Origin of the sequence: Campylobacter concisus, assembly GCF_003049085.1 — a bacterium.
Taxonomy (GTDB): Bacteria; Campylobacterota; Campylobacteria; order Campylobacterales; family Campylobacteraceae; genus Campylobacter_A; species Campylobacter_A concisus_H.
Window position 1 is genome coordinate 84,621 of the sequence record NZ_PIQX01000002.1, and the last position, 15,682, is coordinate 100,302.

At 37.3% G+C, this 15,682-nt stretch carries 16 protein-coding genes; all 16 read right to left on the bottom strand.

Going from position 1 to position 15,682, the window contains the following annotated elements; translation table 11 throughout:
* Positions 1-4: 4 nt before the first annotated feature.
* Entirely contained in the window at positions 5-1,000 is a 996-nt protein-coding gene (nuoH, locus tag CVT13_RS02730) for an NADH-quinone oxidoreductase subunit NuoH (RefSeq protein WP_107811520.1), read from the bottom strand.
* The gene (locus CVT13_RS02735; protein WP_107811521.1) at positions 993-3,293 is read right to left on the bottom strand and encodes an NADH-quinone oxidoreductase subunit G; all 2,301 of its coding nucleotides are present in this window, start codon (positions 3,291-3,293) and stop codon (positions 993-995) included. Before CVT13_RS02735 ends, nuoH begins: the two co-directional genes overlap by 8 nt.
* Positions 3,290-4,000: a hypothetical protein gene (locus CVT13_RS02740; RefSeq protein WP_107811522.1), complete on the bottom strand. Its 711-nt coding sequence runs from the start codon at positions 3,998-4,000 to the stop codon at positions 3,290-3,292. Before CVT13_RS02740 ends, CVT13_RS02735 begins: the two co-directional genes overlap by 4 nt.
* Positions 3,997-4,227 (bottom strand): NADH-ubiquinone oxidoreductase subunit E family protein, encoded by a 231-nt coding sequence (locus CVT13_RS02745; RefSeq protein WP_087577200.1) that lies wholly within the window; start codon positions 4,225-4,227, stop codon positions 3,997-3,999. The genes CVT13_RS02740 and CVT13_RS02745 overlap by 4 nt, the downstream gene beginning before the upstream one ends.
* Complete coding sequence (gene nuoD / locus CVT13_RS02750) at positions 4,224-5,453, bottom strand: NADH dehydrogenase (quinone) subunit D (RefSeq protein WP_107811523.1); 1,230 nt, start codon at positions 5,451-5,453, stop codon at positions 4,224-4,226. The genes CVT13_RS02745 and nuoD overlap by 4 nt, the downstream gene beginning before the upstream one ends.
* Positions 5,450-6,208: an NADH-quinone oxidoreductase subunit C gene (locus CVT13_RS02755; protein ID WP_107811524.1), complete on the bottom strand. Its 759-nt coding sequence runs from the start codon at positions 6,206-6,208 to the stop codon at positions 5,450-5,452. Before CVT13_RS02755 ends, nuoD begins: the two co-directional genes overlap by 4 nt.
* Positions 6,205-6,717, bottom strand: coding sequence for a NuoB/complex I 20 kDa subunit family protein (locus tag CVT13_RS02760; RefSeq protein ID WP_012001120.1), 513 nt, complete (start codon positions 6,715-6,717; stop codon positions 6,205-6,207). Before CVT13_RS02760 ends, CVT13_RS02755 begins: the two co-directional genes overlap by 4 nt.
* Positions 6,699-7,088: an NAD(P)H-quinone oxidoreductase subunit 3 gene (locus CVT13_RS02765; protein WP_021090439.1), complete on the bottom strand. Its 390-nt coding sequence runs from the start codon at positions 7,086-7,088 to the stop codon at positions 6,699-6,701. Before CVT13_RS02765 ends, CVT13_RS02760 begins: the two co-directional genes overlap by 19 nt.
* A 105-nt stretch (positions 7,089-7,193) precedes the next feature.
* A complete protein-coding gene (locus CVT13_RS02770; protein WP_107811525.1) occupies positions 7,194-8,828 on the bottom strand; it encodes a cyclic peptide export ABC transporter in 1,635 nt (544 codons plus the stop codon).
* Entirely contained in the window at positions 8,828-10,192 is a 1,365-nt protein-coding gene (locus tag CVT13_RS02775; RefSeq protein ID WP_107811526.1) for a coproporphyrinogen III oxidase family protein, read from the bottom strand. The genes CVT13_RS02770 and CVT13_RS02775 overlap by 1 nt, the downstream gene beginning before the upstream one ends.
* A gap of 194 nt (positions 10,193-10,386) precedes the next feature.
* A complete protein-coding gene (locus tag CVT13_RS02780) occupies positions 10,387-11,256 on the bottom strand; it encodes a hypothetical protein (RefSeq protein WP_159071098.1) in 870 nt (289 codons plus the stop codon).
* Positions 11,257-11,311: 55 nt separating this feature from the next.
* On the bottom strand, positions 11,312-12,427 hold the full coding sequence (locus CVT13_RS02785) for a hypothetical protein (protein WP_107811528.1): 1,116 nt from the start codon (positions 12,425-12,427) through the stop codon (positions 11,312-11,314).
* A gap of 30 nt (positions 12,428-12,457) precedes the next feature.
* On the bottom strand, positions 12,458-13,249 hold the full coding sequence (locus CVT13_RS02790; RefSeq protein ID WP_107811529.1) for a DUF2314 domain-containing protein: 792 nt from the start codon (positions 13,247-13,249) through the stop codon (positions 12,458-12,460).
* Between the two features lie 223 nt (positions 13,250-13,472).
* Positions 13,473-13,970 (bottom strand): YajQ family cyclic di-GMP-binding protein, encoded by a 498-nt coding sequence (locus CVT13_RS02795; RefSeq protein ID WP_107811530.1) that lies wholly within the window; start codon positions 13,968-13,970, stop codon positions 13,473-13,475.
* A gap of 17 nt (positions 13,971-13,987) precedes the next feature.
* Positions 13,988-14,746 (bottom strand): hypothetical protein, encoded by a 759-nt coding sequence (locus CVT13_RS02800; RefSeq protein WP_107811531.1) that lies wholly within the window; start codon positions 14,744-14,746, stop codon positions 13,988-13,990.
* A complete protein-coding gene (locus tag CVT13_RS02805) occupies positions 14,746-15,681 on the bottom strand; it encodes a D-2-hydroxyacid dehydrogenase (RefSeq protein ID WP_107811532.1) in 936 nt (311 codons plus the stop codon). Before CVT13_RS02805 ends, CVT13_RS02800 begins: the two co-directional genes overlap by 1 nt.
* Position 15,682: the final 1 nt, after the last annotated feature.

Here is a 15,682-nt window from a genome sequence, read left to right on the forward strand (position 1 = left end):
CGCCTTAGATTAGTAGCATAAAGCCAGTGATTACGATATTTAAAATTCCAAGTGGAAGCAAAATTTTCCAGCAAAATGCACTTAACTGATCAACTCTTAAATGTGCCCATGAAGCCCTTACCCAAAGAAAAAAGAAAAAGACAATGCTTGATTTTAAGATGATCATTAAAGCACCTGGGATAAATAAAAATTCGTTAAATCCACCTAAAAATAAAATCGTAATGATGATGCTAGCAGCGATCATATTTGTGTATTCGCCGATGAAAAACATTGCCCATCTCATGCCGCTATACTCGGTGCCATAGCCTGCCACTATCTCTGTTTCGTTTTCTGTTAAGCAAAATGGCGTTCTATTGCACTCCACAAAGCTTGCTATTAAAAATAGCAAAAAGGCAAGTGGCTGCTTAAATATAAGCCAGCCAAAAATTCCTTTTTGATAGTTGTTTATATCCACAAGTGAGAGTGAGCTAGTTACCATTACGACGCTTAAAAGAGCCATGCCAGCGACTATTTCGAAACTAAGAAGTGAGACTACTGCGCGAGCCGCGCTAATTAGTGCAAATTTATTATAGCTTGCAAGACCTGCTGCAAGTGGAGAGAAGACGCAAACTGAAGCAACACCAGCGATGTATAAAATACCAACATTTATATCTGAGAGAATCGGACGTAATGTATATCCAAAAATTTCAAACTCAGGTAAAAATGGCACAGGTGCAAGCGCTGCAAACGCGGCAATGGCTGATATTAGTGGAGCTATTAAAAAGATAAATTTATTCGTATTTGCTGGCACGATATCCTCTTTTGTAAAGAGTTTTATCATGTCAGCTACTATCTGTAAAATCCCAGCAGGTCCTACCATATCAGGTCCCACGCGGCGCTGCATGTAGGCTAGTACCTTTCTCTCAGCATAAGTTGCAAGCCCTGCAAGGCTTGCCATGACGGCTAAGATGATCACGGCTTTAATGATAGTGCTTAGCACAAAAAATAGTGTTTCACTCATCTTTTGCCTTTATGATTTTAACTGCGGCGTAGCTTTTGCCATTAAATATAACCCCCACATCAAGCTTATCGTCATAATCGCCTAAATACGCAGCGACTCCGCCAAGCTCGCTATCAAGCTCCACGCAAATGGCAAGCTTATGCTCATCTTTTTCTAAAATAATTGCTTCATTTTGTGAAATTTCAAATTTAGCCATAAACTCGCTACTTACATAAAGCTTCGCTCTTTTAGCTGTTTGTGTGGCATAGTTTGCAAAAAACGATGGCAAATTTATAGGATTTGCAAGACTTATAAGTGCTTCGTCGTCTTTTAAATTTATACTCTTGCTATCTTTTAAAAGTGGCTCTATATCATCATTTGGTGTAAAATTTGAAATTTCAAGCTTGTAGCCTCTGTGACTTGTTCCGTCGTTTGCGTAAAAATTTTCTAAATCATCAAATTTAATGCCTCTATAACCCTTTTCTTTTGGTAAATTTGGCGTGTAATCAATCGTATTTTTAGCCATTAGTCCAAGTGCATTTGCAATATCGTTTAGAAAATAACCTTTGTGCGGTATCGCTACATTTGTTGGCACTAGGGCGTTATTTATGCTTGTAAATGTGCCTTCTTGCTGATTTAGCGCGCTAGCATCAATGTCACCTTCAAAAATGCTAAATTTATAATCACCATTTTTGTTATAGCCAAGCGTCTTGCCAAGCTTTTTCTCGCTTGTAAGAGTGCAAATTTTAGCAACGCCAAGTGAGTTTGTGCGTGGTGGTATTAGCATCACACGAAACGGCGTAGCTCTTGCGATCACTCCAGTAAGTGCGGCTAGTAAATTCGCATTTTCATCTGTGTAAAAATCGCTTCCTAAAATGAGCGTAAATTTGCTTTTACCCTCGCTTAAAGCTGGTATATCTAAACCAAAATTTTCATCAAAATTTTCAAGTTTTGATGTAAGCGCGATAGGTAAATTTTCACCCCAGTTTTTAAGTATAAAAAGTAAAATTTGCTCTAATTTTCCAGCTTCATGCGTTACGCAGATAAAATTTTTAGAATATTTTTTAACGATCTCATCGGCTATGTGATGAAAGTAAATTCCAGCTGCTTTATTCATTTTTAAAGCATTATTTAACTTAAAGCTTGTCACTGGGCTTTCGTGTCTTAAGAAACTGCCAGCAGTGATGATAAAATCGCTATTTTTAATATCTGCATAGTCTGCGTTATATGAGCTAAGCCCACTAAATTCGCTAAATTTATTTAAAAATTTTTGATAGTTTAGCGCTTCATTGTTTATTAAATTTAGATCAAATTTCTCTCTTAAACGCTCTAAAATAAGCGCCTCTTCGTTCGTGATAAAGCTATTAAATTTTATATTTTTGATCTCGCCATTTTTAATATTTAAAACAATCTCTTCAAATTTCTCTTCATTTTTACAGGCAAGCTCGTTGTGAAAGTCATAACCAAACCTAGCTGCTCCACTTATTTCGCCAAATGTAAAATCATTGCTGACGCGGTAAATTTGCTTACTTCTGTCGCTAGTACTCTTTTCTTTTACGTCATAGTAAATTAGCTCGCAATCACTTTGGTGTGGATTTGCTGCTGGGATAGGGTTTAGTTCCCAGATATTTGTGCTATATTGAAAATGCGAACTAATAAGTGCTCCAGTAGGACAAACGCTGATACACTCGCCACAAAATGAGCAGTCAAGACTCTCGCCCACGCTTGGGCCTATTAAGCTTTTTTGCATCTTGCTAAAAACTGCGTAGGCATCTTTTGGCATACTCTCTTTTAGCTCTTTTGGCACCTCAACGCCTCTTGGTACGGTCTTTAGCGCACTCTCACCGATCCTATCCTTACAAACAGTGACACATCTTTCGCAGACTATGCAAAGAGCTGGATCGTAGTTGATTAGCCCCCATTTTTTATGCGGTTTGTGCGTATCGGCGATGGCGAATTTTTGCTCATTTACCTTTAGATGCGTGGTTAAATTTTGTAGTTCACATTCGCCGCTTTTGTCACAAACGCCACATTGAATCGGATGATTTACGCAGTAAGTCTGCATGATCGCATTTCGCTCGGCAGCGATTTCTGGCGTGTTTGTATAAATTTGCATATCCTCTTTTGCTTTGGCATTACAGCTATAAACTACTTTGCCATTTGCCTCGACCATGCAAAGCCTACAAGCAAGAGTTGGTGAGCAGCCGCTAAGATAGCAAAGAGCTGGGATATAAATTCCATTTGCTCTTGCGATATTTAGGATGCTCTCGCCCTCATCTGCTTCTAAAATTTGATCATTTATGCTTATTTTCATTTACTAACTACTACTTGTTTAAATGCGTATCCATCAAACTCTTTTGCGCCAAATATCGCAACTGTGCCTTTTAACGAATGGTCTAGTTTAAATTTTGCCTTCACGCTAAAATCTTTTGCTTTAAGCTCTAGTATATCGCCATCTTTTGCCTTTGCTACGATACCAAATTGCACGCCACCTACGATCTCATCGCTTGCATTTTTGTTTAGATAAACGACTGCTCCGTCAAAATTTTCAAGCTCTTTTAGCTCGTCTATTTTGTGATAATCATTAAATTCTTTCTTGCAACCACCAGCTAAAACGACATTTTTGCCTAAAATTTCAAGTAGCCAAAAGATCGCATCTTTATCTGGATGAGTAAAAAATGAATCATCAATAACGATGTTTTTAACGTCCTTTATCCACTCGCCAAGCTCTTCAAATTCCTCTTCACCAACATTGCACTCGCCACTTATCAGCCCATCATCAAGCTCACTAAAAAACTCATCGCAAGATAAATTTGCGTATTTGCAAAGAAGAGCCAAGACGTAGCTTATTGAGCCTATTTCGCAGCGGATTAAATTTTCGCCGCCAAGCTCGCTATCTTCGATGCAAGAGATGTATTTAAACTCGTGCTCTTTTATCTTTTTTGCTAAATTTTTGTCGCTCAAGCTTAGTAAATTTGCGATGCTTAAGCTTTTGCCTGCTATTAAATCATTAAATTTCATATCTTGCCCTTTTTTATGGTTAATACCCAATCAACTTGGTTAAATTTAAGCGAGTTCATCACTTCGCAGTTTAGATTATAGGCTAAATTTACAGCCTTTGCCACGCCGCTAAAATCGCCTATCTCAAATAAAAATATAATCACTTCGCCAGCCTCGCTAGCCTTTATCTGCTGTCCAAGAGCGCTCAAAAACTCACTTTTTAAGTGTCTAAGATCGACCCTTCTCATCTATCGACCTCGCCTAAGATGATATTTGTGCTACCAATTATCGTAGCGACGTCAGCGATGTACTGACCTACTAATAAATCTTCGTAAATAGCGCAGTGCCAAAAGCTTGGCGTGCGAATTTTTAGGCGGTACGGGCTTGCGCTGCCGTCTGAGTTTATATAAATTCCAAGCTCACCCTTTGGCGACTCGCTAGCAAAGTAAATTTCACCCTTTGGTGGTTTTAGCCCCTGAGTTATTAGCACAAAATGCTGCATTAGTGAGTAGTTTTGGCTCATTATCTGCTCTTTTGAAGCGCTCACGTAATCTGGCGCATCGGCGATGATAGCGGGGCTGCTTGTTTGATACTTGCTAACGCACTGCTTTAAAATTTTCACGCACTCACGCATCTCTTTCATGTAAAGCAGATACCTTGCGTAGCAATCGCCTTTGGTGGCGTAAGGCACGTCAAATTCTAGCTCATCATAGATGAGATATGGCTCTTCTTTTCTTATATCACGCGCCACACCGCTTGCTCTTAGCATGACACCAGAGCAGCCGCTACTAAGGGCTAACTCTTTGCTAATTACGCCCACATCTACAAGCCTTGCTTGCCAAATTCTATTTTCGCTTAGCAGATCTTCGTAAAGCGTGATGTCGCTTGGAAATTTCTCACAAAATTTAAGCAGCTCCTCGCACCAGCCATTAGGTAGGTCAAGCGGCACGCCACCGATCCTTATGGAGCTATGAGTTAGCCTTGCGCCGCAGTATTTTTCTATAAGATCAAGGACGTATTCGCGCTCTCTAAATGCGTATAAAAAGACGCTCATTGCCCCCACGTCAAGTGCGTGTGTAGCTAAAAATAAAAGGTGCGAGCTGATGCGATTTAGCTCTAAAAGCATCACTCTAATAATCTGCGCACGGCGAGGCACTTCGATACCACAAAGCTTCTCTACGGCCGCACAAAACGCGTAGTTATTGGCACTCGATGCTATGTAATCGACCCTGTCAGTCACTGGGATAAATTCCTGATAGGTCATATTTTCAGCCATTTTTTCAACGCCTCGGTGCATGAAGCCAACCTCTGGTAAGGCCCTTACGACCTTTTCGCCATCAAGCTCAAGCACAAGCTTTAACTGACCATGTGCGCTTGGGTGTTGTGGGCCAAAATTTAGTATCATCTTGCCGTCATTTTGCTCAAATTCTAAATTTTCAAAAAATGGTTTTAAGCGGTTTGGTGCCTGGCTCAAGGTCTTTCCTTTACTATCTGGCTCTGGCTAAATTTAGCCTTTTTGACAAATTTTACGCCGCCATCTTCTTGATACTCATACTCTTCGCTAAATGCCCTTGAAAATCCAAAGGTATCTTTCTCTTCAATATAAGCTGGATCGCGGTTCTCTTTGCCAATTTGCTCTCTAAACTCACGCCCAAAAATTTTATCCACCTCGTACCATTTGGCTGCCTCGTCGCCAGTTAGCGGATAGCTCTTTAAGAGCGGGTGTGAGTGCCAGTCATCAGGCATGATGAGACGCTTTAAATTTGGATGATCTTTGATCAAAACACCGCTTAGATCATACATCTCGCGCTCAGCCCAGTTTGCGCTTTTGTAAAGCTCACAAACGCTTTTTAGCATTTCATCATTTTTTACAAAGCATTTTACACGGACGCGTCTATTTTTACTGATACTAAGAAGCTGATAAAAGACCTCATATCCATCTTTTTGATTTATGAAATCAAGCGCTGCGAGCTCACTAAGCTGTTCGTAACCAAAAGATTTTAATACTTCAAGAGCTTTAAAATTTTCACTAGAATTTACGTAGAGAACAAGTTGGTCAAACTCCACATAGCTAGATAAAATTTCTACTCCGTTTTGCTCTAAGATGGCTAGCTCCTCATCAAATTTAGAACCTCTTACCTCATCTTTTGGCGTCTGCTTTTCTATGTAAAATTTCTCTTTGTAATACTGCTTTTTTTGCAGATCATTATTTGGCTTATACTCTCTCATATCTCAAGCTTTCTTGGCTTTTGCGCTCTAAATGCACTTTGTTTTCTTATCTTTTTTTGAAGCATCATGAGCGCGTATTGAAGCGTTTCTGGGCGAGGAGCACAGCCTGGGATGTAGATATCAACTGGTATTATTCTATCGACACCTTGAACGGTTGAATAGGTGTTAAACATGCCGCCAGTGTTTGCACAGCTACCCATTGAGATGACCCATTTTGGCTCAGGCATCTGATCATAAAGACGCCTTGTAAACTCGGCGTGTTTTTTAGTTAGCGTGCCAGCTATTATCATCACCTCTGAGTGTCTTGGACTGGCGCGAAATATAGTACCAAATCTATCAAAATCATACCTACTAGCTCCACTTGCCATCATCTCTATCGCACAGCAAGCAAGCCCGTAGCTAAGTGCCCAAAGCGAGTTGCTCCTACCCCACTGCACGAGCTTATCAACGGTTGTTAAAACGACTGGCAAGCCACCATTTGCAGCGTAGTTTATCTGATGCTTTGCCATTTAAAGACTCCTTTTTGCCAAGCATAAGCAAAGCCGATAAGTAAAATCGCCACAAAAAGCAACATTTCGATTAGTCCAAAAATTCCAAGTAGCCTAAAATCCACCGCCCACGGATACATAAAAATGACTTCAACATCAAACAAAATAAATAAAATTCCATAAAAAAAGTAGTGGATATTTATCTTATTTGGCTGTTTTACGGTGGTTGGACCACACTCATAAAAGCCAAGTTTTAGACGCTGGGTATTGCGGTTGGCTAATTTTTTACTTATTTTTGAAGATAAGAATGTTATTAAACAAAATGAACAAGTCGCTAGTAAAAGTATGATAAATGCACCAAAATAGGTACTTTCAAGCTCTGAATGTGACATACTTTGCCTTTTTTAATTTTTAAGATTCTACTAAATTTAAATTTATTTGAGCTTGAAACGGCTTAAGAGCAGGGTGAGTATTGTGCTTTTGTGTAAAAATTACTCCTATTTTATCTTCTCGACTGCATCCTTTGCAGCACTTATTCGCTCGCTCTCATCTAGCTCACGCACAAAGCCATCTTTTACCAAGATGATCCTAGTTGCTACATCAAAATAGCTATCATCGTGGCTAACAGCGATTATGCTGATGCCTTTACTTTGTAAAAATGGCAAAATTTCTTTATAAAATTTTCGCTTAAATAGCGGATCTTGGTCGGCCGCCCATTCATCTAGGATAAGGATAGAGCGGTGCTCTAAGATGGCTATTAAAAGACTTAGACGCTTTCGCTGGCCAGTTGAGAGTTGCGTGGTGCTAAGCTTATTATCTATGACACTTACTTTTTTGTCGATCTCAAGCAAGGCTAAAAGCTCGTCTATTTCGTTCTGGCTAGCAAAGCCATTATGAGAGAGCGTTTGTGAAAATAGATAAAAATCAGCAAAAATAGCGCTAATCTTTGCCTGATAGCTTTGTAAATTTCTTTCATCTATCTTTGTGCTATCAAGGTAAATTTCGCCACCACTTGGGCGAATGAGGCCACAAAGTAAATTTATAAGAGTGCTTTTGCCACTACCATTTTTACCGATGATAAACGTTATCTCACCGCGTTTGATCTCTAAATTTACATCTTTTAGGCTAAATTTGCCGTGAGTATAGTTGAAATTTATATCCTTTAGTCTAATGCTTCGCCACTCGTCACTTAGGCTATCATCAAATTTAAAGCCTTCCTTAAATTTATTTAGATTTAAACTCATGATCTTTTCTAAACTCACTTTTGCGCTAAGTGCGGCCGGTATGGAACCAACCATACTCATAAACGAGCCTCTTAAAAATAGTATCGTTAGGCTGATGCTTAGTGCTGTTTGCAGGCTCGCCCAGTCAAATGCCACGCACAAAAATACACAAAGTCCTACTGAGCCAAGTAGTATAATGTTTGTAAAATTATCGCTTAATGCGTGATAAATATCGGCTTTTACCATATTTTGGCGTTTTTTATCGCCTGTAAAATTTAACTCATCAAAGCAGGCACTTGCCCTTGCCCTGTTTAAACTAAGCTCTCTATGCCCCTCTACGATATCGTCGTAGTGCTTTTGCAATGCATCATCTTGAACTCTAGAATGCCTAAAATAAAGATGAATTTTTTTCATAAAAAGCGTATTTATAAAAAGAGTCGCACCGATCCAAATGGATAAAAAGATAAAAATTTTTGGAGCGATTACACAAAGATAGATGCTAGCACAGACGATAAAAACTAAGCTTTGTATAAAGCCAGTAGCACTCATAAAAGCAAATGTGATCGTTTTTATGTCATTGTTTAGGCTAGCTATAATCTTTGCCTTGCCGATCTCATTTATCACGCTATTTGGTGTATCTAAAATTTGCTTTACACTTTGATATCTTAGCTCATAGATAAATTTATGCCCAAAATTTGTAAGCGATATATTTGCGGCGATGGCGCTTATAAAAAATAAAAGTAAGACTGCTATAAATTTAATCGCAAGAATCGGATCAAATTCTTTTAAGCTTACAAGCTCATTGTTTATAAACGAAAGAGTCCAGACACCAAGTCCGCTAAATAGGAGTGTTAATAACACTATTTTAGAAATTTGATATATGTTTTTTTTGATTAAATTTGCAAGCATTATATCGCAGCTCGTGGCTGAATGATATTTGGCTCATACTTTTGTTCAGTATTTTCGCTCATTATGCGAAGCACCTTGCTTCGTTTTATCTTAGCGTCATCTTTAAATATCGCACGCACTTTGTCCATGCCAGCATAAAAATCACGCATAAGCACGATGCAAATATATTTGCCAAAAAATGTCGGCTTGATAATACCATTTTCTTCATATATTGCATTTACAAGCTTAAGCAAGCTAAGCTCCATAAATAAGGCTTTGTTGATGTTTGTGTTATTTTCATTGTTATATCTTTTAATATCAACTCCGCCATCAAAAAGCCTTGTTAAAAACGTGTATTTAAGTCTCTCTTTCTTGCTAAAACCACATTTTGCGATGACTGGGCTTTGCCTATTTTTTATCCTTTTGCCGTATTCAAGTAGATTAAACGCGTTTATTACAAGCTCGCCATTAAGAAAGCTAAATGCTCCGCTACCAACGCCAAGATACTCTAAATTTGAGCCAACATATTCGTCACGAAGGTCAGCATTTTTTTCATTTGAAAATGCCCAAGCGTTGCTTTGTTTGTAGTTACTTTTGCTAAATTCTTCAGTGATTATCTCATAAAATTCACGCTCGTTATCTACGTTTGAAACACCAAGCGAGCGAGCTATATTCTCTCTTGTTAGCTCTGATTTCATAAGTGGATAGAAGGTGATTTGTTGCGGAGAGATCGATTTTGCAGTATTTATGTCGTTTATGAGCTGCTCTTTTGTTTGATTTGGCAGGTTAAAGATGAGATCGAGGCTAATGACTGGGATCTTGCCAAGAGCGAGCTCAAGCTTTCTTTTTATCTCCTTGGCTGAGCCAAATTTTTCATATCTGCCAACTCTCTTTAACGTTTCATCATCAAAGCTTTGTACGCCAACGCTTAAGCGATCAATTAATCCATCAAATCTAGCTAAACTCTCGGGGGAGATGTGATTTGGATCGCTTTCTGCTGAAATTTCATCTATACTAAAAAGCTCTTTTGCAAGCTTAAGCGTTTTCTCAAGCTCAGGTTCATTTATAAGCGTTGTGCCACCACCAACATAAAGTGAATCAAAGTCAAATCCAGCCTCTTTAACCTGCCTCATCTCCTCACGTAAATTTTCAAAATAAACTTTTGCAAGCTCTTGCTCGTAGTGGTACTTATGAAACGAGCAATATGGACAGAATGTGTGACAAAATGGCACATGTGCGTAGAGCATATACTTTTTGTCTTTTTTTGGAGTTTTGGTGTAGGTTGTGGTTAAAATGTCTATATTAAATTCATTATATAGTGATCTTTGAATAGAATTATGAGCGTAATTTACGGCAAAATTCTCGATAATATTTTTAAAGATCATAACTAATCGCCTTAAATAAGTTTGGTTTTAAATTGATGTGTTAGGATAGCTAACTTTTAATAAATTTAGCCTTGCATCGGTATAAAAATTTAGTAAAAGATAAAAATCACTTAAGACTTTTACTTATAAAAACATACCATTTTTAGTATTTGGCTTAGTTTTTAATACCCACCTTAAGTGATAAATTTAATATTTTATTCCTTAGCTCTTGAGATGATCTTGCTTGAGTCTAGCTCAAATTTTGTTTCCTCATTGTTCTCATTTTTATAACCAATTGTTTCCAAATAATAAAACTTACCAAGAGTTGAGGTGGCTTTTATGTTATGAAGTAAAATGACATCATTTTGTTTTTCTATATAAGTTATATTTTCTTTTGGGGTTACCTTAACAGTAGTTCCAATAGTAAAATTATTTTCTTTTAATGTATTCTTATCTACTATCGCATAGCTTAGGTTTTTATTCTGATATTTTATATTTGTAGCTTCTTTTATATTTTTGCATTCATTATCTTCGCAACTAAATTTTATATATTCAGGGAAAACATTGCCGCATAATGCTGAATTATTATTCTCATCTTTTATAGCTAATTTATTATCAGCATACGAAATAGTTAGATTTTCTTCAGCCAAATTTATATTAGTAATATCGCAAATCTCTTTTGGTAAAGCACCCAATGCACTTTTTTCAATAGATAAATATTTATATTCTACATTTGCTATACCAAGCTTATTTGCGAATTCATTTGTTACAAACCAAGAAAGAATTGCAAATACTACAATTATGAAAGCAATTACAAACTGAAGGAAGTCATTATTGTTGTAAAAATCTTTAAAACCTTTAAAGTATATAAGTATCACAAGATAAAGTCCAGCTATTGAAAGAAAAAGTAATAGACTGAATTTAATACATATAATAACTATAAGCACTACTACGATAGTTCTAATTATTACTATAGAAACTTTACGTAAAATATATTTATCTATAAAAACAAACAACAAAATAATAAAAAAACACCCAAACAATTCATAAAGTGGTCTAATTATAGTAATAGTATTTAATGCCATTATATAAACTGATGTAAAGAAAAGAAGCAAAGAAAGCCGAAAGAAAGTTACAAATTTATCTATGCAAATAACAATAAGCAAGCAAAAAGTCGATACCTAAAGAATACCAAAACAATTCATTAAGTGGTCTAATTATAGTAATAGTATTTAATGCCGCCATACAAATTAATGTAAAAAGAGGAAGCAAAGAAAGCCCAAAAAAAATTGTCCATCCTGCATCTTTCTTATGATAGCCTGGATAACATAAACAAGGCAAAATAAAAAAAAGAGAAATAGTGGCTAACATAAAAAATAATGATACACCAACATATGCTACATCTGCTCCACCTAAATCAGGAAAATATTTCAACTCAAATCCAAAATATGCAAAATAATAGATCATGCCAACCAAGCTAATACCAGATAGTATCAATGGATGAAATTTTAAAAGAGCATTAAAATAGTCTTTTGCACTTCTTTCTTCAAAAGAATTTGTTAAATAATATTTAAAATATTCATTGGCAAGTTTTGATATCTCTTTTGTCTTCTTGTTAATATCTTTAATATAGTGCTCATTAAAATTTGCTTTAGTTTTAAAATCTTTTTCTTTAGAGATTTCAGTTATTTGTTTCTTTATTTTTGATATATTTTTTTTGAATCCCTCTTGTTTTGTGTCGCTATTGTCTTCACTATCTATTAAATTTAAAATTTCTTTATGTGGAGAACCATCGTTTGTACAAATAAAAAATTCATCCAATAATTTTTTAATTTCATTGGAATTTTCATTTATTTTCTTAACTGAGATTTCGTCAAGTTTTTTACATATTTTATTTTTTATATTATCTATAAATTTTTCAATTAATAATTTGTCTAAATATTGCCCGCATAATTTTGTCATTATAGTAAATTTAAATTTTTTCTTTTCGAATGTATCTAATAGCTCATATTTAATTTCTAAAATTTTAAAACTTATTTGACGTTTTATTTCTCTTAATTCATTATAAAAAACATCAGGATCACTTTTATCCAAATTACTATACAACCTCTTTTCTTTATTTAAAAGAACTATTAACTGGCTATATTTACTATCATATTTGTCCAAGCCATCAAAATTTTCTCTTAAAAATTTTATGATTTCAGCTATCCTAGTAATATTATTTTCTTTCTGTTTTAAATTATCTTGATAACTCAAATTTAAATCCTAAAAATTTATAAAAACTTGCTATTTAAGCACCTTTGCGATTTCGCTCCAGCCCAAATTTTCAGCAAATTCAGCCGCCGTTTTTCCACTTTTTGTGCGAGCATTTTTATCAGCGCCGTATTTTAGCAAGAGATTTACAAGATTTAAATTTCCAGCGATCGCCTCGTGGTGAAGCTGCGTATAGCCAAATTCATCGGCGTCCGTGACCATACTTGGATGCTCTTTTATGTACTGCTCCACCTGTTCATGCGTATTTTTGCTCATTGGATGCTCTATCAAATTTTCAGGGTGCTCTTTTTGCTCGTAAACTACCAAAATATCGTTAAAATCGCCAAAATCAAGCCCCCATGCTTTATCGTGCTCTTTTAGCTCTTTCTTTTGCATGCGTGAACGCATCGCCTGCACGCTAAATCCACCGTATGCGCGTCCATCTATCGCAAAGAGCCAGTCGCTCATCTCATCTATCTTCACGCTTACTTGATCGCCTACTTTAACGTTTTGCACGGCGTCAGGCTCGTTTACGAGTGTTCCATATATCGTTTCGCCATCAAATTCCACATCGTCTATCCACATGTGCTCGCCGACTTCTTCGCCATTTACGACATCTAAGAAGCAAATTTTTACCATCGCATAATCAAGCATAGGTACGATCCTGTGGCGCTCCCAATAAACCTCACGCCAAAAATACCTAAAGCTCTCACGAGCTTGCTCAAACGCGCGCTGCATGTATTCTTCGTCGTTACTTACAAAATAGATCGGCATTTGCTTGCCAAGATCGATTTGTTTACCGAGAATTTTCTTAAAAAAGCTCATTTTTTGTCCTTGGTGAAATAAATTTAAGTGAAAAATTACAAAAAATTGCCAAATTTTGTATGAAAAAATCAAGTGGCAGTTTTGCAATTTTAATGACAAAGTGAATCACAAAACGTCGTGAGATGATTTTAAATGTTGCGACGAAAAATTAAGCGTGCGCTAGGCATATAGCCTGCGGAGTGAAAATTTTTCTAGCTCATTTAAAGGCACTCACGAGAAGCCGTTACTTTAGGTTTTTAAAACTGATCGGAAGCTCCAAATTTAACCCCCTCACCAGCTTTATACACTCCTGCAGATCGTCTATGCTTTTACTTGTTACTCTGATCTCTTCACCCCTGATCTGCGCGCTTACCTTGATCTTTGAGTCTTTGATGGCTTTGGTGATCTTTTTTGAGTTTTCACCATCAAGCGTGTCGTTTAGCTTTAGTGTCGCCTCTAAATTTCCACCACTCGCTGGCTCTCTTTTTGTCTCTGTGATCGCTACTGGTAGGATGTTGCGCTTGATGAGTTTTGAGATAACTATATCTTTTAGTGCGTCGATCTTGTTGTCGCTTGAGCTAAGAAGCGTGATAAATTTCTCTTTTTCGTTTAGCTCGACTTCAGCTGCAAGCCCCTTAAAGTCATACCTCGCCGCGATCTCTTTTTTTGCCGTCTCCAGCGCGTTTTTGACCTCCATCATATCGACCTCGGCACTTATATCAAAACTATGCTCAGTTGCCATTTTTATCCTTTCAAAATTTATTTAAATAGCCCTTTGATCTTCTCAAAAAGTGACTTTTTGCCAGTCTCTTCTTGCTTTATCGCCTCGCCAATCTGCTGCACCGCGGTCTGTGCGTAAATGATAGCGCCCTTTGGATCGCAGTTAAAGAGGTTTGAATATGAGCTTGATTTGTTTAGATCAAGAGGATTTGGCTCCACTACCTCAGTGGCCTCGAGCAGGCCTATTTCTAGCTCGAATGCGTAGTTTAGCGCATCTAAAAAGGCAGGTAAATTTTGAGCGTAAAAACCATCAATCGCCTCTTTTATCTCGCCACCTGCTTCATAGTCAGCCTTTAGTTTAGCTACGTTTTTAGCACTCACATAAGCGCCACAACAGTAGTTTTCGGTGATCTCATTATAAATTTCGCCACTAAATTTATCCAAAAACTCACTTGGTAAAATTTTTCGCCAGTTGCTAATGTAGTTTTTAAATTTCTCATTTTGCCGGGCCAAAGAGCTTAGTGCTGTGCCGCGAGTGTAGAAATATTTTCTAAAAAATCCTTGCGTGACGGCGATACAAAAGCCGTGAGTTTTGTTAAAAATTTCATCGTCTTTATACTGCAACGCAGCACTTAGCGTATCTTTGTACTTTTGCGCGTAAAATTCCTCTACGCCAGCCTTACTAGCAAGCGCTAAAACCTCGTCAAATTTACCAGTCCTTGCAAGCTCAAGTGCCTCAAAATACCACTTTGAAATTTCATCTTCGCTAATAGCGTGATAGCTTATATCATAGCCCATTACTTGCTCTCATTGATGAAATTTTCGATGTTTGCCACGATCTTTGTAATGAGTGTCTTTCTGGCCTCCAAGCTACCCCATGCTACGTGTGGCGTGATGAGTAGATTTTCTTTATTTTTTACATTTAAAAATGGGCTATTTTCGCTCATTGGCTCGCTTTCTAAAACGTCCGTACCAAAGCGTAAATTTCTCTCATCTATCGCCCTTGCCATAGCAGCTTCGTCTACTATGCCGCCGCGTCCTAAATTTAGCACTATCGCATCATCTTTTAGTAAATTTATCTCATTTGCGCCCAGTAAATTTCTAGTTTTTCCATTTAGCGGTGCGTGGATGCTGATGATGTCGCTGTTTTTTAGTAGCTCATCTAAGCTTTTTTGCTTAAATTCGCTATTTTTATTTGCTCCGCTTGTCGAGTAGTAGCTCACATTTGCGCCAAATGCACGCGCCACTGACGCCACGCTGCGTCCTATCTCGCCAAGTCCGATGATGCCAAATTCTTTGCCAGCGATCTCGCTGATATTTGCGCCAAGATAGGTAAAAATTTCACTCTTCACCCACTCTCCGCTTTTTACGTATTCATCATAAAATTTGATGCGATTTGTTAGCTCAAAAAGCATGGCAAATGTGTGCTGCACGACACTTGCGGTTGAGTAGCCAGCGACGTTTTTAACAGCTATGTTTTTAGCTTTTGCATGCTCTAGATCGACATTATTCATCCCAGTTGCACTTATGCAGATAAGCTTTAAATTTGTCGCCTCCATCACGGCTTTGTCGATGATGACCTTGTTTGTGATGACGATATCAACGCCCTTTAGACGAGGCACGACCTCATCGCTTTTGGTTTTTTGGTAGCTGATAAACTCGCCAAATTTCTTAAAAACACTAAGATCTATGTTTTCTCCCAGCGTGGCCGCGTCTAAACAAACGATCTTCATC

Bases quoted from the DNA above. Each gene is read 5' to 3' on its own strand.
- nuoH (WP_107811520.1), bottom strand. From the start codon at position 1,000: ATGAGTGAAACACTATTTTTTGTGCTAAGCACTATCATTAAAGCCGTG.
- CVT13_RS02735 (WP_107811521.1), bottom strand. From the start codon at position 3,293: ATGAAAATAAGCATAAATGATCAAATTTTAGAAGCAGATGAGGGCGAG.
- CVT13_RS02740 (WP_107811522.1), bottom strand. From the start codon at position 4,000: ATGAAATTTAATGATTTAATAGCAGGCAAAAGCTTAAGCATCGCAAAT.
- CVT13_RS02745 (WP_087577200.1), bottom strand. From the start codon at position 4,227: ATGAGAAGGGTCGATCTTAGACACTTAAAAAGTGAGTTTTTGAGCGCT.
- CVT13_RS02755 (WP_107811524.1), bottom strand. From the start codon at position 6,208: ATGAGAGAGTATAAGCCAAATAATGATCTGCAAAAAAAGCAGTATTAC.
- CVT13_RS02760 (WP_012001120.1), bottom strand. From the start codon at position 6,717: ATGGCAAAGCATCAGATAAACTACGCTGCAAATGGTGGCTTGCCAGTC.
- CVT13_RS02765 (WP_021090439.1), bottom strand. From the start codon at position 7,088: ATGTCACATTCAGAGCTTGAAAGTACCTATTTTGGTGCATTTATCATA.
- CVT13_RS02770 (WP_107811525.1), bottom strand. From the start codon at position 8,828: ATGCTTGCAAATTTAATCAAAAAAAACATATATCAAATTTCTAAAATA.
- CVT13_RS02775 (WP_107811526.1), bottom strand. From the start codon at position 10,192: ATGATCTTTAAAAATATTATCGAGAATTTTGCCGTAAATTACGCTCAT.
- CVT13_RS02780 (WP_159071098.1), bottom strand. From the start codon at position 11,256: ATGGCATTAAATACTATTACTATAATTAGACCACTTTATGAATTGTTT.
- CVT13_RS02790 (WP_107811529.1), bottom strand. From the start codon at position 13,249: ATGAGCTTTTTTAAGAAAATTCTCGGTAAACAAATCGATCTTGGCAAG.
- CVT13_RS02795 (WP_107811530.1), bottom strand. From the start codon at position 13,970: ATGGCAACTGAGCATAGTTTTGATATAAGTGCCGAGGTCGATATGATG.
- CVT13_RS02800 (WP_107811531.1), bottom strand. From the start codon at position 14,746: ATGGGCTATGATATAAGCTATCACGCTATTAGCGAAGATGAAATTTCA.
- CVT13_RS02805 (WP_107811532.1), bottom strand. From the start codon at position 15,681: ATGAAGATCGTTTGTTTAGACGCGGCCACGCTGGGAGAAAACATAGAT.